Genomic DNA, 21,599 nt, shown 5'->3' with positions numbered 1-21,599 from the left:
GAGATGAGGTGATGGCCGCGTGAACAATGAAAGCGGCGAAAGGGGGAGAGTTTACTGGCAAAAAGTCAGGAATGGCCAAAGGCAGAAAAGATCGCAGCCTGCGGCAGCTCCTGCAAAGAGACGGCGTACATCTGCAGGAGCTGCTGCGGGCTGCGATCTTCTGACCTTATTTGGGATACAACGGCGGCAGGCCACTGTCGCCCACCGGGTCCTGGACCCGCTCGGCAATCGGGATCGCCTTGATCGCCCGCCACAGGTCATCGCCTTGCCAATACTGGCCGGTTTCGCTGTACAGGGCGCCATTGAGGCCGTCCAGGGCATCGGACAGCGGGACGAAGCGCGCGGCCATGTCGGCCAGGGTTTCCGGTTGTTGTCGAGCCCAGGCATCCAGGGCCTGGCGGGTGGCGTGGGAATCGTTGGCCTGGCAGGCGCGCTTGAGCTCGTCGAGCACGGTACGCGGGCTCGGGCCTGCCTGCGCAGCCCGCAGGATCGCCGGTTGCCAGCGGGCACGCCACCACAGGCCGAACCCCAGCAATGTGGTGCAGGCCAGAAGCAATGTGCTGAGTTTCCACCACCACAGGGTTTCGCTGTCGGCGCTGCTCATGGCTTGCGGGGTGCTCGCGGGGGTGTCCACCACCAGGCTGGGGTTGTTGGCCACCTGCAGGGTTTGTGCGGCCAGGCTGGTGTGCTCCAGGTGATCTTCGAAGGTGTTCCACCAGACCACCTCGACGACAGGCAACTCGATCGCACCGCTGCGGGTCGGTACCAGGGCCTCGCGTTCCTCGCGGCTGCCGACCAGGCCGCGTTCACCGTTGTGGTTGGCCAGTACCGGTTGATCGGGATAGCGGCGTAGCCCATTGATCTCGGTGGCCGGCAACGGTGGCAGCTGCGAACTGGCCAGGCCCTCGGCCTTCAGGGTCAGGCTGCGGGTCAGTGAGTTGCCCACTTGAGCCTGGTCTGCAGGTGGGTTCCAGCTTTCGCTCAGGCTGATACTGCGCGCTGGCAGCCAGGGTACGTCGGCCGGCCAGGTGGCGGGCTTGGCCTTGACGTCGAGCAGAATGGCCGGGGAGCCAACGCGCATCAGTTTTCCGGATTTCGGCGCCTGGGCGTCGTCGTCCTGGGCCGGTTGCGTATCGACCAGGGTGGCGCTGAAGACCTGCGCCGGAATGGTCAATTCGCCGCTGTGCTGCGGGTAGATGGCATAGCGCATCTCGATCACGCCGTGGCGCACTTCGTTGATGACTTTCTCGTAGGTCCGCGACTCGCCCAATTGCTCAATGCGCGCATCGGGGATTTGCAAGGGCGTCAGGCTGCTGTCGTCGTACAGCGACACCGAGTGATAAATGCGCAAGGTCAGGATCGCCTGGGCCTGCACGTACACGCTGGGCTGATCCAGGCTGACTTCGAGGAATACCGGCTGCAGCTTTTTCGCGCCGTCCTGGGTTTCGCTCTCGACCACTTGCACGGTAAGTGGCTCGCTGTGCGCATCGCCCAGCTGCAACGAGGGAATGACCACGCTGCCGTTCTGCCGGGGCAGCAGGGTGACGATCCAGCGGGTGGTGGCCTGGTTATCACCGTTGAGGGTATTGAGCTCGTTGACCTGGCGGGTACCGCGTACTTCGAAGAAGGGCTCCAGTGGTGCCAGGTCCGGTTTGCCGAATTGGGTCACATCGTCCGATTCCAGGGTCAGCTCCACGGTCTCGCCGGAGTTCAGGCGGCCGCGATCGACGCTGGCGACCAGGCCCGCCGCCTGGGCTTGAACGGTGCAGCACAGCAGTGCGAGTAAGGAGGCGGTGAAGCGGTTCATCGAGTGGTTCCCTGATCCTGATGTTGTTGCTGTTCGTACCAGAATTTGCGTCTGAGCAACTCTCCCGGGTCATCCGGGATCTTGCGTAGCCATTGCTCCAGGGCCTGGCGCTGCTCGCCGTCAATCGCCTCGTCGGCCGGACGCTGCGGCGGCGTGGTGTGCTGTTCATCGCCCAGCTCGCTGCCGGGCACTTCATTGGCCCCGGGTTTTGGCGGGGTGGTCGGCTCATCTTCGCCGGGCTCCGTGCTGGCCTGCGGTGCATCGCTGGCGGACTCGCCTTCGCTGGCAGGCTGGGTCGCGGCGCCAGGGGCCGGCTCGGGCTCGGAAGCCGGTGACGGCTCGTCGGGTTCCTGCTGCGGCTCGACCGCCGGTGGGGTGGTCTTGTGTTTGAGCAGGTCTTCCACCAGCGCCTTGTTGGTCAGCGCCGGACGCAGATCCGGCTGGCGTTCCAGTGCCTGGTCGTAGGCGTCCAGCGCCGCTTCGAGTTCACCGCTGCGAGCCAGGGCATTGCCACGATTGTAGTGGGCATGCGCGTCGTCGCCCCGGGCAAACCGCTGGGCGGCGCCACTGTAGTCGCCTGCTTCATAAAGCGCGACACCTTGCCACTGTGGATCCTGGAAGTGCTGGGCGGCCTCGGCCGGGCGTTTCTGCTTGAGCAGGTGCAGCCCTTGCTGGTCGGGGCGCAACCACAGGTCTTCGAACTCGAAGGCATCACTTTTCTGGGGCATCAGCAACAGCAGCGGCAGGCAGAACAGCCAGCCACGTCGACCGGCGCAGGCCGCCAGCAACAGCAGCGGCAACAACAGCCAGTAACCCTGATCCGCCCAGGTGTCGAGGCGCAGCGTCTGGCCGTCGTTGCGCATTGCCCGTGGCCCGTCAAACAGTCCGAGGGCACGCAGGTCGGTGTCCTCCAGGCGAGCGTGGCGGTAGCGGCCGTCCAGGGCGTTGGCGAACGCTTTGAGGCCGGGTTCATCGAGGCGAGGCACCAGGATCGCGCCCTGGTCGTCCTTGAGGAAGCTGCCATCCTCCTGGGTGATCGGCGCGCCCTCGGCGGTGCCAACACCGAGCATCAGCAATTGCGTGGATTGGCCCCCCAACGCCTGGCGAATGCCCTGGCGCTCCTGCTCGGTGAGGGTTGAGCCAATCAGCAGGATGCGTCCGTCGCCAAGCGACGCCTGCTTGAGCAGCGCAAGTGCCTTGATCACTGCCAGGTCAGCGCGATGGCCCGGTTGCGGCATCAGCGATGGCTTGAGTGCGTCCAGAAGATTGCGGCTGGTGGCCAGGTCGTCGGTCAGGGGCACCAGTGTATGGGCGCTGCCGGCATAGACAACGATTGCCGTTTGCGCATCGCTGCGATGCTGCAGCAGGTCGAACAGCTTGCGTCGCGCTTGCTCCAGGCGGTTTGGCGGCACATCGGTGGCGAGCATTTCCGGGGTCAGCTCCAGCACCACCACCAGTGGGTCGGCAGGTTTCTGGCTGGTTTGTTCGACGCGCTCCCAACCCGGGCCAAGCAGGGCCACAAGCCCCAGCGTCCAGGCCAGGCCGAGGGCCACCCAAGGCAGCTTGCTATCGCGTCCACTGCCGCCACTGAGCAGCGCCGCATGGAAGGCCGGCGGCAAGATCATCTGCCAGCGACCCGCACGTTTTTGCCGGTGCCACAGCTGCCACAGCAACCAGGCCAGCAGCGGTAATACCAGAAGCCAGGCAGGACGGAACCAGAAGGGCCAGAGCGCGCTCATCGGCGTCTCCGCAGGCGCAGGCGCTCAAGTCGTCTGCGCCAGTCGGGCAGTTGCGATTGCAAGAACAGTTCCTTGGTGAACAGGCGTTGCAGCAGGTTGTTTGGCCAGCGTTCGCGGGCCACCAGCAACATGCTCAACACCAGTGCCAGTGCCAGCGGCCAGTGGTAAAGCGATTGGGCCGGGCGCGCCTGGGTCGGCTGCTGAGTCACCGGCTCCAGTTGATCGAGTGTGTCCTTGATCGACTCCAGTTCCTTGCCATCGCGTGCGCGGAAGTAGCGGCCGCCGGTGACTTCGGCGATCGCCTTGAGCGATGGCTCGTCCAGGTCCAGGCTCGGGTTGACGCCGAGAAAACCTGCAGTGCCACTTTCCTCGGGATCGGCGCCGATGCCGATCGGGTAGATCTTCACGCCCTCATTGGCAGCCAGGCGCGCGGCCGTCAGCGGATCGATCTCGCCACCATTGTTGGCGCCGTCCGTGACCAGGATCAGCACGCGGCTGTGGGTCGGGCGCAATCGCAGGCGTTTCAGGGTCAGGCCAATGGCATCGCCGATGGCGGTGTTTTTGCCGGCGATGCCGATGCGCGCCTCGTCGAGCCATACCCGTACGGTGCGCCGGTCAAAGGTCAGCGGGGCTTGCAGGTAGGCCTGGCTGCCGAAAAGGATCAGGCCGACCCGATCGCCCTCGCGACCCTCGAGGAAATCCCCCAGCAGGTGCTGGACCAGATTCAGACGGCTGACGTCTTCGTCCTGCCAGCGCATGTCGGGGAAATCCATGGAGCCGGAGACGTCCACGGCCACCAGCAGGTCGCGGCCACTGGCGGCGATGGGCAGCGGCTCGCCGAGCCATTGCGGGCGTGCAGCAGCCATCAGTAACAACAGCCACAGCAAAATGTACGGTGCCTGCTGGCGCCAGGCCGGGAGATTGGCGCGGGCACGACGTCGAGCCAGGCCTTCAAGATCATTGAGAAAGCTGACTTTCAGTGCGGGCTCGCCACTGTCGGCCACGGGCAGCAGCACCCGCATCAACCAGGGCAGCGGCAGCAGGGCGAAGATCCACGGCCAGGCGAACTCAAACATGTTTGCGAATCCAGGTGTCGATGGCCTGGGTCAGGCCGGCGATGGCCTTGTCATCGAGTTTGCACTCGGGCTTGTAGGCACCTTCGACCAGCACCATCCAGCGCGTCAGACCGGCAGCCGGGCAGCGGTTATCGAGGAACGCCAGCCATTTGCGTCCGTTGAGCGTGTGGCTCTGGCTGTAGGGGTAGTGGTTTCGGCACAGGCGTTTGAGCAGCCCGTTGAGTTGCTGCAACCAGGCGCCTGCCGGGGCGCCATCGTAGGGTTTGGGCATCATGGCCAGTTCCGCCAGGGCGGCGACCCGTACCGGGTCCAGCGGTTGCTCGGCGCGCACGATCGGGCGCTTGTCCGGAATCAGCCGGCGCAGTTGCCACAGGCCGAAGCCGAGCAGTGGCAGCAGCAACAGCAGCAGCCACCAGCCGGGCGCGGGTGGCCAGAAACCGATCGGGGAGGGGGTGATCAGCGGTTGCAATTGATCGAGGCTGCTCATCGACCTTTCCCCGGTTTTTGCGGGTTGAGGTACTCGCGCAGCTGCTCGACCATTTCACTTTGGGTGCTCAGGGGCATCAGCAGCACACGCAACTTCTGCGCCAGCAGTTCCCAGCGGGCGACGCGCGCTTCAGCCTGGGCGCGATAGGCCTGGCGCAGCTCGAAATTGAGGGTGTCGAGTTCCAGTTGCGCACCGCGCTCGGCAAAGCGCAACAGCCCCGCAGCGGGCAAAGCATGATCGAGGGGATCGGACACCGGCAGCAGCAGCAGGTCGCAGTGGCGGGATAACAGGCTCAGCTGTTGCTCGGAGCCTTCCGTCAGGGCGCGCTCATCGCAGATCACGATCACCAGGCTGCCTGGACGCAACACTTCCCGGGCGCGGCGCAGGGCCAGGTTGAGGGCGTCGCGATGGGTCTCGCCCTCGGTGTGCAGGGACTGGTTGACCCGCACCAGGCGGTTGAGCAGTTGCAGCAGGCTCTGTTTGCTGCGGCGCGGCTTGATCTCGTAATGCTCATTGTCGCCGAACACCAGGCCGCCCACGCGGTCGTTATGGCCCAACGCTGCCCAGCCGATCAGGCTCGCTGCCTGGGCAGCCAGCACCGACTTGAACATCAGCCCGGAGCCGAAAAACAGCCGGCGGCTCTGTTCGACCATGATAAAGATCGGCCGCTCGCGCTCTTCATGGAACAACTTGGTGTGGGGTTCCTGGGTGCGCGCGGTGACGCGCCAATCGATGGTACGCACATCGTCGCCGGCCTGGTAGACCCGTACCTGATCGAAATCCACGCCCCGGCCGCGGAGCTTGGAGTGATGCAGGCCAATCAACGGGCTGCGCTGGCTCGGCGTGGAAAACAACTGCACTTCGCGTACGCGATGGCGCATTTCGATCAACTCGGCGAGGCTGACACGAATGCCCGGCTCGGGCAGCGGGAGACTGTTCATCGAGGTCAAGCGACGGCTACGACGTCGAGAATCCGCTGGACCACCCGGTCCTGGTCGATGCCTGCGGCTTCGGCTTCGAAGGACAGAATGATGCGGTGACGCAACACGTCGAACAACACCGCCTGGATGTCTTCCGGGCTGACAAAGTCTCGACCCGCGAGCCAGGCATGGGCCCTGGCGCATCGGTCCAGGGCGATCGAGCCCCGCGGGCTTGCACCATAAGCGATCCACTCGGCCATCTCCGGATCGAACTTGCCCGGGGTGCGGGTGGCCATGACCAGTTGCACCAGGTACTCCTCCACGGCGTCAGCCATGTACAGCCCGAGGATTTCCTTGCGCGCGGCGAAGATCGCCTGCTGGCTGACGCGGCGCTCGGGTTTGGTTTCACCGTTAAGTGCTTCGCCGCGGGCCTGCTGCAGGATCCGGCGCTCGACCGCAGCATCCGGAAAGCCGATCTTCACGTGCATCAGGAAGCGGTCAAGCTGGGCCTCGGGCAGGGGATAGGTGCCTTCCTGTTCGATGGGGTTTTGCGTCGCCATCACCAGGAACAGCGGCGACAGGTCATAAGTACTGCGCCCAACGCTGACCTGGCGCTCCGCCATGGCCTCCAGCAACGCCGACTGCACCTTGGCCGGAGCGCGGTTGATCTCGTCAGCCAGCACCAGGTTATGGAAGATCGGCCCTTGCTGGAACACAAAGCTGCCGGTTTCCGGCCGATAGATTTCCGTGCCGGTGATGTCGGCGGGCAACAGGTCGGGGGTGAACTGGATTCGATGGAACTGCGCTTCGATGCCCTCGGCGAGCTCCTTGATGGCCTTGGTTTTAGCCAGCCCGGGAGCGCCCTCGACCAGCATATGGCCGTCGGCGAGCAAGGCGATGAGCAAGCGCTCGATGAGTTTTTCCTGGCCGAGAATCTGCGTTGAAAGAAAGGTTCGCAGCGCGAGCAGCGCTTCACGATGTTCCATCGATGACTGTTCCTGGAAAGGGTGACCGCAGACGTTGCGATAACGCCGAGGGCTGGGGGCGTTACTTTAATGCATGGTGGGGGGTGGCGACTAACGGCTTTTTGCGTGAAATGGGGGAATTGAATGGCGGTTGCTCATGCGCAGCGTGTCTTTTCTATGGCTGAAGGTCGCTCAACAAGGATGTCACCGTCCCCCGGTTGACTAACTCACACCATGGCCCATCTTCAACGACTGCTCCGTTGTGCATGACGATCACGCGATCAAAACGGTGCAAGTGGCCGACATCGTGTGTCACACAAATCAATCCCCGCCCGGCGAAGGTGTCGAAAAGCAAATCCCACACCGGGCCGGCCAGTTTCGGCTCGATCGACGCACTGGGCTCGTCGAACAGATTAAAACGCCCTGGCCGGTTGATCAGCCGGAGCAGAGACAGGCGTTTAGCTTCGCCGCCAGAAACATTGGAGGCGTTTTCAGTGAGGTGGCGCTGGGAAACGATATCTTCAAGGTCGAGTCGCTGTATTGCCTGATTCAACGCTGGAGAGGGGGCGATTCCAAATAGCACTGATCTGTCAAAGGAACCCTCCAGGAACTGCGGTGATTGAGGGCAATACCTCAGGAGTTGCAAGTGTGCCTGGGCGTTCAACCTGGAAACGCACGCGCCGTCCAGGCTCAGCGAATTTCTTGCCGACACATTCAGACCGACCAGCGCTTCCAGAAACGTCGATTTACCCGCGCCGCTGGGGCCCGTGATGGCGACGGACTGGCCTTGTGTGAAAATAAAAGCTTCCTCGATCCTCAACCGGACGCTGCCGCCGTCGGTGATCACGCAGGGTGCGAGCACCAATTTAGATTGCTCACCGGAGGTTTTTTCGGCGCGGCGACTGTCGTCGTCAAAGTCTGGCAATGCCAGTAACTGCTGGAGGCGACGCTGGTCCGCGAGAAACTGATCCAGCACCCGATAGCCTTCGCTCAGCGCGGTGATATTAAGTAAAAAGCTACCTGCAATTGAGAATATGGCGACCAGTTGCCCAACGCTGATGCCTGGCTCTCCCGACAACTGATCGAAGACGCCCCATCCGAGAAGGCCTCCCGTTGAAAGACTGACAAACAGTACTTTTGCCCCAGTGAGGAAACCATCTGAGCTTGCTACGGTGACCGCCGCTTTGGCGTAGTTATTGAAGGCGCGGTTCAGTCGTTCAGTTGCGCAGAATTCAGCACCTTCCAGTTTGATACATTTGCCGGAGCTCAAGGTGTTGTACAGAAGTGCGCTGACTTCATCCTCTTGCTCATTGACGGCATCAATGTGCTTTCTGCGCCAGCGGATGATTCGATGGGTGACGAACAGGTAAACGATGCCAAGGCCGGTCATCGCCAAGAATACTTTAGCGCCACCCATATAATAAAATGCACCGCCTACGATAAGGAATTCCAGGCACAGCGGAAGTCCAGTGGTAACGAAAAACGTTAATAATTGCTCGTGCGCTGTAATTCCCCGCTCTACTGATTTTATGAATTGCCCGATGCGCCACGAGCTGAACTGGAGGAACTCTTTACGCATTAATTTTGCAGTCCAGTCGATGGAGGCGTTCATTGTCACTTGCTGCACAAGTTTGGATAAAAAGAATATTTGTAGAGGGTTTATAATCGCTTGAAGGCATCCCGCCAGTGTATAGCCGGCGGTTAGCAGCAGAAGTATATTGAGGTCTGCGTGATTGTCAGTGTGTAGCGCGTCGACAATTTTTCCAAGCAACAAAGGTGGCGCTAGAGCTATAAGCTTTAGCGCGATGATTGTGGTGATGGTTGAGGTCAGCAGCCCTGCATGCTTCTGGCAAGTTGTTCTGATAAGAGTTTGCATGAGGTGCCTGTTTTTTAAGGGCTGCGTATTTAGGTGCTTGTAGAATACAGTTGAAGGTGCTCGTCAGTGTGCGACTCACTTGCGAAGTTTTTCCCAAGTGATTATTAACATCAGAGGTTTTTCTGTTGTTCAATGATATAGGGTGGTGGAGCATGATTTTTAGTTGTAGGTTTTTTCTTGTTGTTTTGTAGGATGAATCTTCGGTGGGCAGTTGATTGGTTGAAATGTTCTATTATTTAATGCGTAAGCCCGACCCCTCGCGGCGTTCTCGGGCTTTTCGCGAGCAAGCTTGCTCATTCATCATTATTGCCCGCGAATACGGTCTGTCAGCCAATCTGGCTGATATAAGTCCCGGTCCCTTTGAGAATATTCTGCAAAGTCTCCTCCACCTCCGGCAGATCACCCGCCTCAGTGTTGTGAATGATCTCCAGGCAATCATCCCCATTCAGCGCATCGACATCCCCTGGAGCGATTTCGATCAGCAGGCGGGTAGGGCTCAGGGTCACTTTTACGCCTTCCAGGGTCGAAGGTTCACCGTCCAGGGTGATGTCCAGCGCGTCTTCGTCCGGGTAGCGGGTCATCAGGAACATCTCGCCCTGCTCGCTGTGGCAGGCGAGCATGGCCATGTTGTCCTCTTCGTCATCGCATGGGTTGACGATCAACAGGGCGGTGGTCATTTGCATGGGTAAATCCTGGCTCGAGGAGCGTTGTGGAGGTGAAGAAAGGACGATTCTGCCAGCCGCCGGGAATTTCTGCTCGCCTGAGTGTCAGAGGATGTGTCGTGAACATCCGAGGCGTTACTGGTCACTTCCAGCACGAATGCGCCGCAAAACAGGGCTCAAGCCGGCCTTTTTGCCCCGCGACTGCTAGTGTTGTTCGATGCGCAGGCTACAACCTGCGTGCGGATGACCGAATATGTCGCAGCACCGCAAGCAGGCACATTGTCGCACTCGTTAAGCTGCGCATCGAATGGATACCCGTAAAGACAGTGCGCAATCCATCGCGCAGTGGTTTTTGCAGATGCCCATTCATGGAAGGTGAATGTGACCCGAGTGTCTCGTCCAGCTTCACCCACCTGTGACCCTGTTTCCTCTGCCCGAGAATCAGGAACAGGGTGACGGATCGCCCCGCGAGGGGTTTTGCACGCGACGCTTCCATCAATAACAAGCCCAAGCGGAGTACCACAGATGGCGTTCTTCACCGCAGCCAGCAAAGCCGACTTCCAGCACCAACTGCAAGCGGCACTGGCGCAGCACATCAGTGAACAGGCACTGCCACAAGTGGCGCTGTTTGCTGAACAATTTTTCGGCATCATTTCCCTCGACGAGCTGACTCAACGTCGGTTGTCCGACCTCGCCGGGTGCACCCTATCTGCGTGGCGCCTGCTTGAGCGCTTCGATCACGCGCAGCCGCAAGTGCGCGTCTACAACCCTGATTACGAACGCCACGGCTGGCAGTCGACCCATACTGCGGTCGAAGTGCTGCACCACGACCTGCCGTTCCTGGTGGACTCGGTGCGTACCGAGCTGAACCGTCGCGGCTACAGCATTCATACCCTGCAAACCACTGTGCTGAGCGTGCGTCGCGGCAGCAAGGGCGAGTTGCTGGAAATCCTGCCAAAAGGCACCCAGGGCGAGGGGATCCTGCAAGAATCCCTGATGTACCTGGAAATCGACCGCTGCGCCAACGCGGCCGAACTGAACGTATTGAGCAAAGAGCTGGAGCAGGTGCTCGGTGAGGTCCGCGTGGCGGTCGCCGATTTCGAGCCGATGAAAGCCAAGGTCCAGGAAATCCTGACCGGCCTCGATAACAGCCGGTTTGCTGTCGACGCTGAAGAAAAGAACGAAATCAAAAGCTTCCTGGAATGGCTGGTGGGCAACCACTTCACCTTCCTCGGCTACGAAGAATTCGTGGTAAGCGATGAAGCCGATGGCGGCCACATCGTCTACGACCAGGATTCTTTCCTTGGCCTGACCAAGTTGCTGCGTACCGGCCTGACCTACGACGACCTGCGCATCGAAGACTATGCCGTGAAGTACCTGCGTGAACCGACCCTGCTGTCGTTCGCCAAGGCCGCGCACCCAAGCCGTGTGCACCGTCCGGCTTACCCTGACTACGTGTCGATCCGTGAGATCGATGCCGACGGCAAGGTCATCAAGGAATGCCGTTTCATGGGCCTGTACACCTCTTCGGTGTATGGCGAGAGCGTGCGGGTCATTCCGTACATCCGCCGCAAGGTCGAGGAAATCGAACGCCGCTCCGGCTTCCAGGCCAAGGCTCACCTGGGCAAGGAACTGGCGCAGGTGGTCGAAGTACTGCCACGTGACGACCTGTTCCAGACCCCGGTCGACGAGCTGTTCGCCACCGTGATGTCGATCGTGCAGATCCAGGAACGCAACAAGATCCGCGTGTTCCTGCGCAAAGACCCGTACGGTCGTTTCTGCTACTGCCTGGCCTATGTGCCGCGCGACATCTACTCCACCGAAGTGCGCCAGAAGATCCAGCAAGTGCTGATGGATCGCCTGAAGGCCTCGGACTGCGAGTTCTGGACCTTCTTCTCCGAGTCCGTGCTGGCCCGTGTGCAACTGATTCTGCGGGTTGATCCAAAGAACCGCCTGGACATCGACCCGGTCCTGCTGGAAAAAGAAGTGGTGCAGGCCTGCCGCAGCTGGCAGGACGACTACGCCAGCCTCACCGTTGAGAGCTTCGGCGAAGCCAGTGGCACCAACGTGCTGGCAGACTTCCCCAAAGGCTTCCCGGCCGGCTATCGCGAGCGTTTCGCGGCGCATTCGGCTGTGGTCGACATGCAGCACCTGTTGAGCCTGAGCGAAAAAAATCCGCTGGTGATGAGCTTCTACCAGCCGCTGGGCCAGGTCTCCGGCAAGCGCGAGCTGCACTGCAAGCTGTATCACGCCGATACCCCGCTGGCCCTGTCCGACGTGTTGCCGATCCTGGAAAACCTCGGGCTGCGTGTGCTCGGTGAATTCCCGTACCGCCTGCGCCACAACAATGGCCGCGAGTTCTGGATTCACGATTTCGCCTTCACCGCCGCCGAAGGCCTGGACCTCGATATCCAGCAACTCAACGACACCTTGCAGGACGCGTTCGTCCACATCGTGCGTGGCGATGCCGAGAACGATGCGTTCAACCGCCTGGTACTGACCGCCGGCCTGCCATGGCGCGACGTGGCGCTGCTGCGTGCCTACGCACGCTACATGAAGCAGATCCGTCTGGGCTTCGACCTGGGCTACATCGCCAGCACCCTGAACAACCACACCGACATCGCTCGTGAGCTGACCCGGTTGTTCAAGACCCGTTTCTACCTGGCGCGCAAGCTCACCAGCGACGATCTGGAAGACAAGCAGCAACGTCTGGAGCAAGCCATCGTCACCGCACTGGACGACGTCCAGGTGTTGAACGAAGACCGCATCCTGCGTCGCTACCTGGACCTGATCAAGGCCACGCTGCGCACCAACTTCTACCAGACTGATGCCAACGGCCATAACAAGTCGTACTTCAGCTTCAAGTTCAACCCGCACCAGATTCCCGAGCTGCCAAAGCCAGTACCGAAGTTCGAAATCTTCGTCTACTCGCCTCGTGTCGAAGGCGTGCACCTGCGCTTCGGTAATGTCGCTCGTGGCGGTCTGCGCTGGTCTGATCGTGAAGAAGACTTCCGTACCGAAGTCCTGGGCCTGGTGAAAGCCCAGCAAGTGAAGAACTCGGTCATCGTGCCGGTGGGTGCGAAGGGTGGCTTCCTGCCACGGCGCCTGCCATTGGGCGGCAGCCGTGACGAGATCGCGGCAGAGGGCATCGCCTGCTATCGCATCTTCATTTCCGGCCTGCTGGACATCACCGACAACCTCAAAGACGGTGCGCTGGTACCGCCGGTCAACGTCGTGCGCCATGATGACGATGACCCGTACCTGGTGGTGGCTGCGGACAAGGGCACTGCAACCTTCTCCGACATCGCCAACGGCATTGCCATCGACTATGGTTTCTGGCTCGGTGACGCGTTCGCGTCCGGTGGTTCCGCCGGTTACGACCACAAGAAAATGGGCATCACCGCCAAAGGCGCGTGGGTTGGCGTACAACGCCATTTCCGCGAGCGCGGCATCAACGTCCAGGAAGACAGCATCACCGTGGTGGGCGTCGGCGACATGGCCGGCGACGTGTTCGGTAACGGCTTGCTGATGTCCGACAAGCTGCAACTGGTCGCAGCGTTCAACCACCTGCACATCTTCATCGACCCGAACCCGCAGCCGGCCAACAGCTTCGCTGAGCGTCAGCGCCTGTTCGACCTGCCGCGTTCGGCCTGGTCGGACTACGACACCAGCATCATGTCCGAGGGTGGCGGGATCTTCTCCCGTAGCGCCAAAAGCATCGCGATTTCCCCGCAGATGAAAGAGCGCTTCGACATCAAGGCAGAGAAGCTGACCCCGACCGAACTGCTGAACGCCTTGCTCAAGGCGCCGGTGGACCTGTTGTGGAACGGCGGCATCGGCACCTACGTCAAGGCCAGCAGCGAAAGCCACGCCGACGTTGGCGACAAGGCTAACGATGCACTGCGCGTGAACGGCAACGAGCTGCGCTGCAAGGTCGTGGGCGAGGGCGGTAACCTGGGCATGACCCAACTCGGTCGCGTGGAATTCGGCCTCAATGGTGGCGGTTCCAACACCGACTTCATCGACAACGCCGGTGGCGTGGACTGCTCCGACCACGAAGTGAACATCAAGATCCTGCTGAACGAAGTGGTTCAGGCCGGCGACATGACCGACAAGCAACGCAACCTGTTGCTGGCGAGCATGACCGACGAAGTGGGCAACCTGGTGCTCGGCAACAACTACAAGCAGACGCAGGCGCTGTCCCTGGCAGCTCGCCGTGCCTTGCCGCGGATTGCCGAATACAAGCGCCTGATGAACGACCTGGAAAGCCGCGGCAAGCTGGACCGCGCCATCGAGTTCCTGCCGTCCGAGGAAGCGATCAACGAACGCATCGCCGAGGGCCATGGCCTGACGCGTGCCGAGCTGTCGGTGCTGATCTCCTACAGCAAGATCGACCTCAAGGAGCAGTTGCTGGGCTCCCTGGTGCCGGACGACGACTACCTGACCCGCGACATGGAAACCGCTTTCCCGCCAAGCCTGGTGAGCAAGTTCTCTGCGGCCATGCGCCGTCACCGTCTGAAGCGCGAAATCGTCAGCACCCAGATCGCCAATGACCTGGTCAACCACATGGGCATCACCTTCGTTCAACGACTCAAAGAGTCGACCGGCATGAGCCCGGCGAACGTGGCCGGCGCCTATGTGATCGTGCGCGACATTTTCCACCTCCCGCACTGGTTCCGTCAGATCGAAGCCCTGGACTACCAGGTGTCGGCAGACGTGCAGCTGGAGCTGATGGACGAGCTGATGCGCCTGGGTCGCCGCGCTACGCGCTGGTTCCTGCGTGCCCGTCGCAACGAGCAGAATGCTGCCCGTGACGTCGCCCACTTCGGTCCGCACCTCAAGGAGCTGGGTCTCAAGCTCGACGAACTGCTCAGTGGCGAGATCCACGAGAACTGGCAGGCGCGCTACGAGGCGTATGTCGAAGCCGGTGTGCCGGAACTGCTCGCACGCATGGTGGCTGGTACTTCGCACCTGTACACGTTGCTGCCGATCATCGAGGCCTCCGACGTGACCGGCCAGAATGCTGCGGACGTGGCCAAGGCCTACTTCGCCGTGGGCAGCGCGCTGGACATCACCTGGTACCTGCAGCAGATCAGTGCCTTGCCGGTTGAAAACAACTGGCAGGCCCTGGCCCGTGAAGCGTTCCGCGACGACGTCGACTGGCAACAACGTGCGATCACCATCTCGGTCCTGCAACAGGGCGACGGTTCCCAGGACGTGGAAACACGCCTGGCACTGTGGATGGCAGAGCACGCGAGCATGATCGAACGCTGGCGCGCAATGCTGGTGGAAATCCGCGCCGCCAGTGGCACGGACTACGCCATGTACGCCGTAGCCAACCGGGAGTTGCTGGACCTGGCCTTGAGTGGGCAAGCCGTAGTGCCTGCTCCTGCAACGGTCAGCGCAGAGCTGGAACCGGCGGCTTAATCAGTCGCTGAATGAAAAAACCCGCATTGAGAGATGCGGGTTTTTTTTGTTGGGGTGTATCTGCAAGGGCCCCTTCGCGGGCAAGCCCGCTCCCACAGAGTTTTGTGTTGGGCACATAATCTCCACACTACACCGAACCCTGTGGGAGCGGGCTTGCCCGCGAAGGGGCCATTAGACTCAATACAACTTACCGCTTGTATTATCATCAATCATCGAGACACTACTTGTCGGTCCGGTCAATAAATTACTGAGCGACTGGTCAAACTTCTGCAATGCCCGAACCTGCACTTCCTGCTGCTCGTTGATATCCGCAACTATCTCTTCGCTGCGCTTGTAATCGGCCCATAAAGGGCTCAATGACTTGGTGTCGTACCCGCGAGCGGTGCCGATGTAGTTAAGGTCGCGGTCATAGAAGTGCGCACTGACATCCGCTTCCACATCCGAACTGCGCGAGGTAATCAACTGGCTGCGGGCATCAACGACTGCTGCCACATCAGGCTTCGCCGCGCGCAGGCTCTGCATGTCCGGGTATTGCGTCACCGAGCCAAACTGGCGCTGTAACGAAGCCTTGACCCAGTCCACAGCCCTGTCCGGTGTGGAACTGGCCACATAGGCGTCATGAATTGACTGCACCAACAGGCTCTGGCCGAAGCCCGTCCCCGCGCTGGCGCGGTAATCATCGAGGTAAGCGCGGTTGGTCTGGGTATTGCGACTGTAGACAATGCCTACGGATTTGTCGGGTCCGCTGGGCACCTTGGTGGAAGCGCTGCGGCCTACCGGTTGGGAGAATATCCCATGCAGGGAAGCAACCGATTCGGGTGCAGTTGGAACGGAGCAGCCCGTCAGGGTAACCGTCATTGCCAGTGTACTGATCAGCACTGATTTCATGGTCTTACTCCAGTGAAACAGCTTGATTCATGAAGTTTATCGCCGACGTCCGGCAATCATTCAAAGATTAGTCATGTCAGCATTTAATGAAATAGCGCCGGTGATGCCACGGCTGCAGTCATTAGTTTCGTTCGGCGCAAAGATTGGCGACTCATCGCTCGGAGAAATAAAAAGGCCCAAATAATTAAAATGGGCCTGATTATTTATGCATCGTCGCTCAGCTATCAGTTTTTCAACGGGATCAACACTTTCTCGTCCGGAGACAGCACCATGAATACCAACAGTTTCGCAGGTTGGGTTGCGCTGGCGTTTTTCGAGACCAGGTGTTCCGAGCCGGCGGGCTCGTACCAGTACTCACCGGCCTTGTACGACACTGCTTGTTCGCCTTTGACCTGCGAGATGATCTCGCCGGACAGCACGTAGGCCATGGCGGTGCCTTCATGCTTGTGAGCTATGGAGGCCTGGCCGGGCTGGTAATCGACCTCGATCATCAAGGCTTTTTTGCCGGGCGCGTTTTTCAGCATCTGGTCTTGCAGCACCGTGACCTTTTCCGATGGCGCAGCTTCGTGGGCCAGTGCAGCAGCGGAAACGGTCAGGGCCAGTGCCGCAAGGGGAGCAGCGATCAAGCGCAGGGTCTTCATGTTTATCACCTGGAAGAATGGGGTTGTCCGGACCCACATTAGTGCGCAGGTGAGGCCAGGCAAACAGCCAATTCCCCGGAAGGTCAGGTGACCAATCTCAGCGGATGGGGAAACTGTTGAAGTCCACCGCGTTGGCCAGTTGGTTGTCGATCAGGCCGATAAAGCCCTGTACTTCAGGGCAGTTGAAATGCATCTGCATGGCCGCTTCCGATTGCCAGCGGGCGCTGACGTTCCAGCGGTTGCTGTCCTCGGGGCAGCGGTCGACCATGTACGACTCGCAGCCTGGTTGCTGGCGCAGGGTTTCAACAATTCTCTGCAGTTGCTTGCCAAGCTCTTCGGAGCGGCCGGCAACAGCCTGCACCTGTACGGTATTGATGACTTTGGTGGACATTGCTCACACTCCTGAATCAGGCCGGACGAATCCTGCTCACTGAGGGATAAACGCCTTGGCAGGATAGGCCTGTACCCCGGGACCACCAATAGCCAATCACCTGATAAACCCCTACGCCAATCGATCAGGCGACCTGCTGCAGAATGTCGCGCAAACGGTTCAGGGCCAGGTCGATGTCCAGGGTTTCGATGGCACCAAACCCCATGAGCAGTCCGTCTCTTGGCGCCTGCTGGTAGTAGAAACCCTCGATCGGATACAGCCCGACTTCGACTTTTTTCGCCAATTCCACCAGCAATGGCATATCGATAGGCACCTTGAACATCAGCACCATGTGAAAGCCTGCCGTGGAAGGCACCGCTTCGAGCCAGGGGGCAAGGTCCGTGGCTGCGCGTTCGAGAATACGCTCGCGTCGACCGGCATAGATCGTGTGGCAACGCCTGATGTGCTTGAGCAGGCACCCCTCGGCGATGAACTTGGCAAGCGCCCACTGGGGCAGGGTCGAGGTGTGCAGGTCGGTGAGCTGCTTGGCGCGAATCACCGCTTCGAGGATCGCCGGGGGCAAGATCGCATAACCCAGGCGCAACTCCGGCAACAGGGTTTTGGAAAAGGTACCGACGTAAGCCACGATGCCGCGCTCGTCCATGCTTTGCAGCGAGTCTGTCGGCCGGGCCTCATAGCGGAATTCGCTGTCGTAATCGTCCTCGATGATGATCGCCCCCAGCTCATAAGCGCGCTCCAGCAGCGCCAGCCGACGTTGCGTACTCATGGGGATGCCGAGCGGGAATTGATGGGAGGGTGTGACGTAGATCAGCCGCGTGCCCACGGGGATCTTGTCGACTTGAATGCCTTCGCTATCCACTGGCACGCCGATCACCGTCGCACCGTGGCTGCCAAACAGCAGGCGCGCCGGTGGATAGCCGGGATCCTCCATGGCCACCAGGCTGCCGGGACGGGTCAGCACCCGGGAGATCAGGTCCAGTGCCTGTTGTGCGCCGTTGCACACCACCACATCGTCATCCTGGCAATTGACCCCGCGGGAAAAAGCGATATGCCGGGCAATGGCATTGCGCAGCGCCGGCAGGCCTTCGGGCTGGCTGTAGAAACCTTTGGAGCCGGACATCTGGCGCAAGGCGTGGGCCGTGCACCTGCGCCAGTCGTCCTGGGGAAATTGCCCCTTGCTGGTGGCGCCACCAATAAAGTCGTAGCGCAGTGAACCGTCCAGCGTCGGGTGGCGCAAGAACACTGGCAAGCTGCGCCAGGATTCGATGATTTGCGCACTGGCCAGGTCCGAATGGCTCTGTTTCCGAGTGATTTTGGCCGGGCGGGCGTTGACGTACGTACCTTTGCCGATGACGCCGGTAAGGAAGTTCTCGTAGGTCAGCTGGGCATAGGTATCGGAAATGGTCTTGCGCGAGATGCCCAGTTGCTCTGCCAGCAAGCGGCTGGGCGGCAACTGGGTGCCAGCCGCCAGGCGACCGGATTCGATGGCGCTGCGCAGTTGCTTGTACAACTGGCCGGCCAGGTCCTTGCGGCCGTTGATGACGACATGAAGTTCCATACCGGCGGGGCTCCGGGGGCGATTCAGGGGCGTGTGCGATCGCGCAAGATTACCCGCATGAGCGAACCTGCAGTAGTTGTGCGGGTAAAAAACCGCAGATTGGCCTGGCGCCGCAGTGGTCAACGGTTAATTCGCCGGATTGGAGCTGTAACGATCCACGATGCGCGCCTACCGTAGGCTGACTCTATCGGCCCGCGAGGCTCGCCATGAATTCCCGCCTGGATTACTACAGCGCATCGCCCAAGGCGATGAAAGCCATGATCGCCATGGAGGCTCTTACCAGCCATCTCAGTATCGAACCGCAGTTGTTGCACCTGATCAAGATCCGCGCTTCACAGCTCAACGGCTGCGCGTTCTGCACTGACATGCACTCGGTGGATGCGCGACGCCTGGGCGAGACCGATCGGCGGCTGTATTCGATCGTGGTGTGGCGCGACAGTGACTTCTTCAACCCCCGTGAGCGCGCCGCACTGGCCTGGGCGGAGGCGGTCACGCTGCTCGCTGAAAGCCATGTTCCGGATGACGTCTACGCGCAGGCCCGGGAGCAATTCAGTGAGGCTGAAATGGTCGACCTGACCATTGCCGTCACGACCATCAACAGTTGGAATCGCCTGGCCGTGAGTTTCCGTCAAACGCCCAGTTGTTGATGGGCGCAGGATCGTAATAGAGTGGGAGACCATGTCTGTATCAAGGATGAATCACCCATGTCTGGCACCGATCCCGTCATCAGCCTCGAACGTTTCAACGAATCCCATCTCGAAGGCGTCGCCGCGCTCTACAACGAAACGGCGGTCACGCGCCAGGTGCTGCAGATGCCTTATCAGTCCGTAGAGGTCTGGCGCTCGCGCATTGAAGCAGGCAACGAGCGCGCACTGAAACTGGCGGCCCTGCATCAGGGTGCGGTCATCGGCCACCTGGGGCTTGAACAGTATTCGCGAGTGCGTCGCAGCCATGCGGGCAGCTTTGGCATGGGCGTCGCGTCAGCGTGGCAGGGCAAGGGCGTGGGCTCGAGATTGCTCAGCGCCGCCCTGGACATCGCCGACAACTGGATGAACCTGCAGCGGGTCGAGCTTTCGGTGTATGCCGACAACGAAGCGGCTATTGGCCTGTACCGCAAATTCGGTTTCGAGACCGAAGGCCTGTTTCGTGACTACGCCGTGCGTGACGGGGTGTTGGTGGATACCTTGAGCATGGCGCGCCTGCGTCGCACGCTCGCCTACCGCTGATTGGCCGGCAGCGCAAAAAAACACCGCTGGCGCGTTTAGTCGTACGCCGGCGGCTCGCTTCTGCCATGCTCAATGTCCGCAGTACTGCTTCAACCAAAGGACACCGCAATGGACGACGTACAGCAATTGGGTCAGATGCTTCGCCAATACGCAGATAGCGAAGCGCACAAGAAGCAACTGTTTGAGGCGCAATCGGCCGTGTGGGCGACGCGTATAGGCGAGTTGTTCGACCAGATCCAGCTGTGGCTGGAACCGGTCAAGACGCCCAACCTGCTGGAAGTCAGTCGCGAGCCTTATGTCGCATTTGGGCCGAGTGTTCCGGTGGAAACGTCGAACTTCAAAACCGAGAAACTGAGCATCGTGATCGCTGGAAAACCGGTGGAGTTTGTTCCCGATGTGATGGGTACGGGCGGGCAGATTTCCCTGGCGGTAATGGGCCTGACGGCTGCCCGTTATGGCAGCGTTTCGCTGGTCTGCCTGCCGCCCTCCAACAGCTGGCAGTGGCGCAAGACCAACGGCCTGAAGGACCCGGATACCTTTGCCTTCGATGCGAATTTCCTCGCGCAGCAACTGCAGAGCCTGATCCCCCGCGAGCGCGGCTGAAAGACAGATCACACGAGCTGATCTTGTGGGATCTGACTCTGGGGGAGTGAACCTGCCCGCCGTTATTTCAACGCCGGGTCCCCCATGTTCATTTTCTTCCAGCCTTGCAGCAGCACCTGGGCCTTGGGTTCCTGACCGTTCTCCAGGTAATCCACGCCACACCCAACGCCTGCAGACGACCCTCACCGACTTCTATCAGGTATTGCTGCAAAGGCGCGATGTTGCGACTGCCTTCAGGCGCGCGTGCAACATCGGTGCAGCTTTGCCGGGTGCCCGGCCCCGTGTCAATTAACAGTTGTGAAGCCGCCCGCAGTCTTGATGAACTTTCTGATTTTTCAACGCATTATCCCAGGCTTTGGCTATACCTGTAGCACTGCTTCCATAATGTTCGTTGGTCACTTACAGGAGTTTGCGCATGAAGTTAGTGTTAATGATGAGCACGCTGTGCATTGCCTCGATTGGCGTGGTGGGTTGTGCCAGCAAAGTCGTGGAGCCGGACCAGTATTCGGGGTTTCTCAAGGACTACAGCCAGCTGCGCGAGGCGCAATCGCCGTCGGGTGCCACGGTGATGCGCTGGGTTGACCCCAAGCTGGATATCAGCAAGTACACCAGCGTGTACGTGGAACCGACCCAGCTCTATCCGAAGCCGCAGCCGACGGTGAAAATCCCCCAGGCCACCCTCAATGGCATCACCGGTTACTACGACCAGGCGCTCAAACGCGAAATTGGCAAGTCCTTGCCACTGGCCGCAGGGCCTGGCCCGGGTGTGATCGTGGTGCGCGCCGCCATTACCGCCGTCAGCAGCAAGACTGAAGGCCTGAAGCCTTATGAAGTGATCCCGATTGCCCTGGTGGCGGCTGCGGTGAGCACGGCCAGCGGTATTCGCGACCAGGAAACCGACCTGGCGACTGAAGCGGTGTTTCTCGATGGCGGCAACAACCATGTGCTGGCACAAGTGGTGCGCAAGGGCAGCGGCAAGCCACTGGAAAACGATAGCCAGGTGATGAAAGCCGATGACGTCAAAGGCGTGATCGATGGCTGGGCGGCGGATCTGCATCAGTCTTATTTGAAGCTCAAATCGAAGTGATGTGGGGAGGGGCCTTCCTTGATTGCATGGATGTCCGTTGCTGCAGCAATGGTAACTGTGTGCGAGCCCGTGTAGGAGCCAGCTTGCTGGCGATGGACGCGAACGATAACGCGTCCATCCTGAATACACGCAATGCCCTCCGTAAAGGGCTCAGTGCTGTCCGTCCGGGCCCGCAGTCTTACCTCCTGCTCGGGTAATTCAGTGGTGGCTTCAGTGCCGAAATCTTCTGCGGCATGCACCCGACGA

General features: G+C 60.5%; 17 protein-coding genes. 5 read left to right on the top strand and 12 right to left on the bottom strand.

What is annotated here, in order from left to right; all coding sequences use genetic code 11:
* Positions 1-166: 166 nt before the first annotated feature.
* The 8 genes from HYI44_RS15780 to HYI44_RS15745 all read right to left on the bottom strand — a co-directional run bounded on the left by HYI44_RS15780 (position 167) and on the right by HYI44_RS15745 (position 9,553).
* Positions 167-1,807 carry a BatD family protein gene (locus HYI44_RS15780; protein WP_225569830.1) on the bottom strand — a complete coding sequence of 547 codons (1,641 nt, stop codon included), beginning with the start codon at positions 1,805-1,807 and terminating at the stop codon, positions 167-169.
* Positions 1,804-3,546 carry a tetratricopeptide repeat protein gene (locus tag HYI44_RS15775; RefSeq protein WP_225569829.1) on the bottom strand — a complete coding sequence of 581 codons (1,743 nt, stop codon included), beginning with the start codon at positions 3,544-3,546 and terminating at the stop codon, positions 1,804-1,806. The genes HYI44_RS15780 and HYI44_RS15775 overlap by 4 nt, the downstream gene beginning before the upstream one ends.
* Positions 3,543-4,622, bottom strand: a complete 1,080-nt coding sequence (locus HYI44_RS15770; RefSeq protein WP_225569828.1) for a vWA domain-containing protein — start codon at positions 4,620-4,622, stop codon at positions 3,543-3,545. Before HYI44_RS15770 ends, HYI44_RS15775 begins: the two co-directional genes overlap by 4 nt.
* Complete coding sequence (locus tag HYI44_RS15765) at positions 4,615-5,109, bottom strand: DUF4381 domain-containing protein (protein WP_122839723.1); 495 nt, start codon at positions 5,107-5,109, stop codon at positions 4,615-4,617. Before HYI44_RS15765 ends, HYI44_RS15770 begins: the two co-directional genes overlap by 8 nt.
* Positions 5,106-6,050: a DUF58 domain-containing protein gene (locus tag HYI44_RS15760; RefSeq protein ID WP_122839724.1), complete on the bottom strand. Its 945-nt coding sequence runs from the start codon at positions 6,048-6,050 to the stop codon at positions 5,106-5,108. Before HYI44_RS15760 ends, HYI44_RS15765 begins: the two co-directional genes overlap by 4 nt.
* A gap of 5 nt (positions 6,051-6,055) precedes the next feature.
* Complete coding sequence (locus tag HYI44_RS15755; RefSeq protein ID WP_122839725.1) at positions 6,056-7,015, bottom strand: AAA family ATPase; 960 nt, start codon at positions 7,013-7,015, stop codon at positions 6,056-6,058.
* Positions 7,016-7,169: 154 nt separating this feature from the next.
* Complete coding sequence (locus HYI44_RS15750) at positions 7,170-8,870, bottom strand: ATP-binding cassette domain-containing protein (protein ID WP_225569827.1); 1,701 nt, start codon at positions 8,868-8,870, stop codon at positions 7,170-7,172.
* Positions 8,871-9,196: 326 nt separating this feature from the next.
* Positions 9,197-9,553, bottom strand: coding sequence for a hypothetical protein (locus HYI44_RS15745; protein WP_225569826.1), 357 nt, complete (start codon positions 9,551-9,553; stop codon positions 9,197-9,199).
* Positions 9,554-10,057: 504 nt separating this feature from the next.
* Here HYI44_RS15745 and HYI44_RS15740 point away from each other — a divergent pair.
* The gene (locus HYI44_RS15740) at positions 10,058-14,959 is read left to right on the top strand and encodes an NAD-glutamate dehydrogenase (protein WP_225569825.1); all 4,902 of its coding nucleotides are present in this window, start codon (positions 10,058-10,060) and stop codon (positions 14,957-14,959) included.
* A gap of 177 nt (positions 14,960-15,136) precedes the next feature.
* On the opposite strand, the gene HYI44_RS15735 is transcribed toward HYI44_RS15740, so the two are convergent.
* From HYI44_RS15735 to HYI44_RS15720, 4 genes are all read right to left on the bottom strand, one after another.
* Positions 15,137-15,847 carry an ATPase gene (locus HYI44_RS15735; RefSeq protein WP_201148126.1) on the bottom strand — a complete coding sequence of 237 codons (711 nt, stop codon included), beginning with the start codon at positions 15,845-15,847 and terminating at the stop codon, positions 15,137-15,139.
* Positions 15,848-16,071: 224 nt separating this feature from the next.
* Positions 16,072-16,488: a cupin domain-containing protein gene (locus HYI44_RS15730; protein ID WP_225569824.1), complete on the bottom strand. Its 417-nt coding sequence runs from the start codon at positions 16,486-16,488 to the stop codon at positions 16,072-16,074.
* A gap of 97 nt (positions 16,489-16,585) precedes the next feature.
* Positions 16,586-16,879 carry an antibiotic biosynthesis monooxygenase family protein gene (locus HYI44_RS15725; RefSeq protein ID WP_122839730.1) on the bottom strand — a complete coding sequence of 98 codons (294 nt, stop codon included), beginning with the start codon at positions 16,877-16,879 and terminating at the stop codon, positions 16,586-16,588.
* Positions 16,880-17,003: 124 nt separating this feature from the next.
* Positions 17,004-18,437: a PLP-dependent aminotransferase family protein gene (locus HYI44_RS15720; RefSeq protein ID WP_225569823.1), complete on the bottom strand. Its 1,434-nt coding sequence runs from the start codon at positions 18,435-18,437 to the stop codon at positions 17,004-17,006.
* A 206-nt stretch (positions 18,438-18,643) separates the two neighbouring features.
* Between HYI44_RS15720 and HYI44_RS15715 the strand changes: the two genes are divergently transcribed.
* The 4 genes from HYI44_RS15715 (at position 18,644) to HYI44_RS15700 (ending at position 21,353) form a co-directional block, all read left to right on the top strand.
* Complete coding sequence (locus tag HYI44_RS15715; RefSeq protein WP_225569822.1) at positions 18,644-19,084, top strand: carboxymuconolactone decarboxylase family protein; 441 nt, start codon at positions 18,644-18,646, stop codon at positions 19,082-19,084.
* Positions 19,085-19,141: 57 nt separating this feature from the next.
* A complete protein-coding gene (locus HYI44_RS15710) occupies positions 19,142-19,663 on the top strand; it encodes a GNAT family N-acetyltransferase (protein WP_225569821.1) in 522 nt (173 codons plus the stop codon).
* A gap of 108 nt (positions 19,664-19,771) precedes the next feature.
* Positions 19,772-20,266: a hypothetical protein gene (locus HYI44_RS15705; protein WP_122839734.1), complete on the top strand. Its 495-nt coding sequence runs from the start codon at positions 19,772-19,774 to the stop codon at positions 20,264-20,266.
* Between the two features lie 415 nt (positions 20,267-20,681).
* Positions 20,682-21,353, top strand: a complete 672-nt coding sequence (locus tag HYI44_RS15700) for a DUF3313 domain-containing protein (protein ID WP_225569820.1) — start codon at positions 20,682-20,684, stop codon at positions 21,351-21,353.
* Positions 21,354-21,599 lie beyond the last annotated feature (246 nt).

The organism is Pseudomonas sp. Y24-6 (assembly GCF_020295325.1).
GTDB classification, from domain to species: Bacteria; Pseudomonadota; Gammaproteobacteria; order Pseudomonadales; family Pseudomonadaceae; genus Aquipseudomonas; species Aquipseudomonas gregormendelii.
This window is presented reverse-complemented; position numbering and strand designations above follow the sequence as displayed.

What these genes read in the sequence shown, in the direction of transcription:
- HYI44_RS15780 (WP_225569830.1), bottom strand. Translation starts at nt 1,807, where the DNA reads ATGAACCGCTTCACCGCCTCCTTACTCGCACTGCTGTGCTGCACCGTT.
- HYI44_RS15775 (WP_225569829.1), bottom strand. Translation starts at nt 3,546, where the DNA reads ATGAGCGCGCTCTGGCCCTTCTGGTTCCGTCCTGCCTGGCTTCTGGTA.
- HYI44_RS15770 (WP_225569828.1), bottom strand. Translation starts at nt 4,622, where the DNA reads ATGTTTGAGTTCGCCTGGCCGTGGATCTTCGCCCTGCTGCCGCTGCCC.
- HYI44_RS15765 (WP_122839723.1), bottom strand. Translation starts at nt 5,109, where the DNA reads ATGAGCAGCCTCGATCAATTGCAACCGCTGATCACCCCCTCCCCGATC.
- HYI44_RS15760 (WP_122839724.1), bottom strand. Translation starts at nt 6,050, where the DNA reads ATGAACAGTCTCCCGCTGCCCGAGCCGGGCATTCGTGTCAGCCTCGCC.
- HYI44_RS15755 (WP_122839725.1), bottom strand. Translation starts at nt 7,015, where the DNA reads ATGGAACATCGTGAAGCGCTGCTCGCGCTGCGAACCTTTCTTTCAACG.
- HYI44_RS15750 (WP_225569827.1), bottom strand. Translation starts at nt 8,870, where the DNA reads ATGCAAACTCTTATCAGAACAACTTGCCAGAAGCATGCAGGGCTGCTG.
- HYI44_RS15745 (WP_225569826.1), bottom strand. Translation starts at nt 9,553, where the DNA reads ATGCAAATGACCACCGCCCTGTTGATCGTCAACCCATGCGATGACGAA.
- HYI44_RS15740 (WP_225569825.1), top strand. Translation starts at nt 10,058, where the DNA reads ATGGCGTTCTTCACCGCAGCCAGCAAAGCCGACTTCCAGCACCAACTG.
- HYI44_RS15735 (WP_201148126.1), bottom strand. Translation starts at nt 15,847, where the DNA reads ATGAAATCAGTGCTGATCAGTACACTGGCAATGACGGTTACCCTGACG.
- HYI44_RS15730 (WP_225569824.1), bottom strand. Translation starts at nt 16,488, where the DNA reads ATGAAGACCCTGCGCTTGATCGCTGCTCCCCTTGCGGCACTGGCCCTG.
- HYI44_RS15725 (WP_122839730.1), bottom strand. Translation starts at nt 16,879, where the DNA reads ATGTCCACCAAAGTCATCAATACCGTACAGGTGCAGGCTGTTGCCGGC.
- HYI44_RS15720 (WP_225569823.1), bottom strand. Translation starts at nt 18,437, where the DNA reads ATGGAACTTCATGTCGTCATCAACGGCCGCAAGGACCTGGCCGGCCAG.
- HYI44_RS15715 (WP_225569822.1), top strand. Translation starts at nt 18,644, where the DNA reads ATGAATTCCCGCCTGGATTACTACAGCGCATCGCCCAAGGCGATGAAA.
- HYI44_RS15710 (WP_225569821.1), top strand. Translation starts at nt 19,142, where the DNA reads ATGTCTGGCACCGATCCCGTCATCAGCCTCGAACGTTTCAACGAATCC.
- HYI44_RS15705 (WP_122839734.1), top strand. Translation starts at nt 19,772, where the DNA reads ATGGACGACGTACAGCAATTGGGTCAGATGCTTCGCCAATACGCAGAT.
- HYI44_RS15700 (WP_225569820.1), top strand. Translation starts at nt 20,682, where the DNA reads ATGAAGTTAGTGTTAATGATGAGCACGCTGTGCATTGCCTCGATTGGC.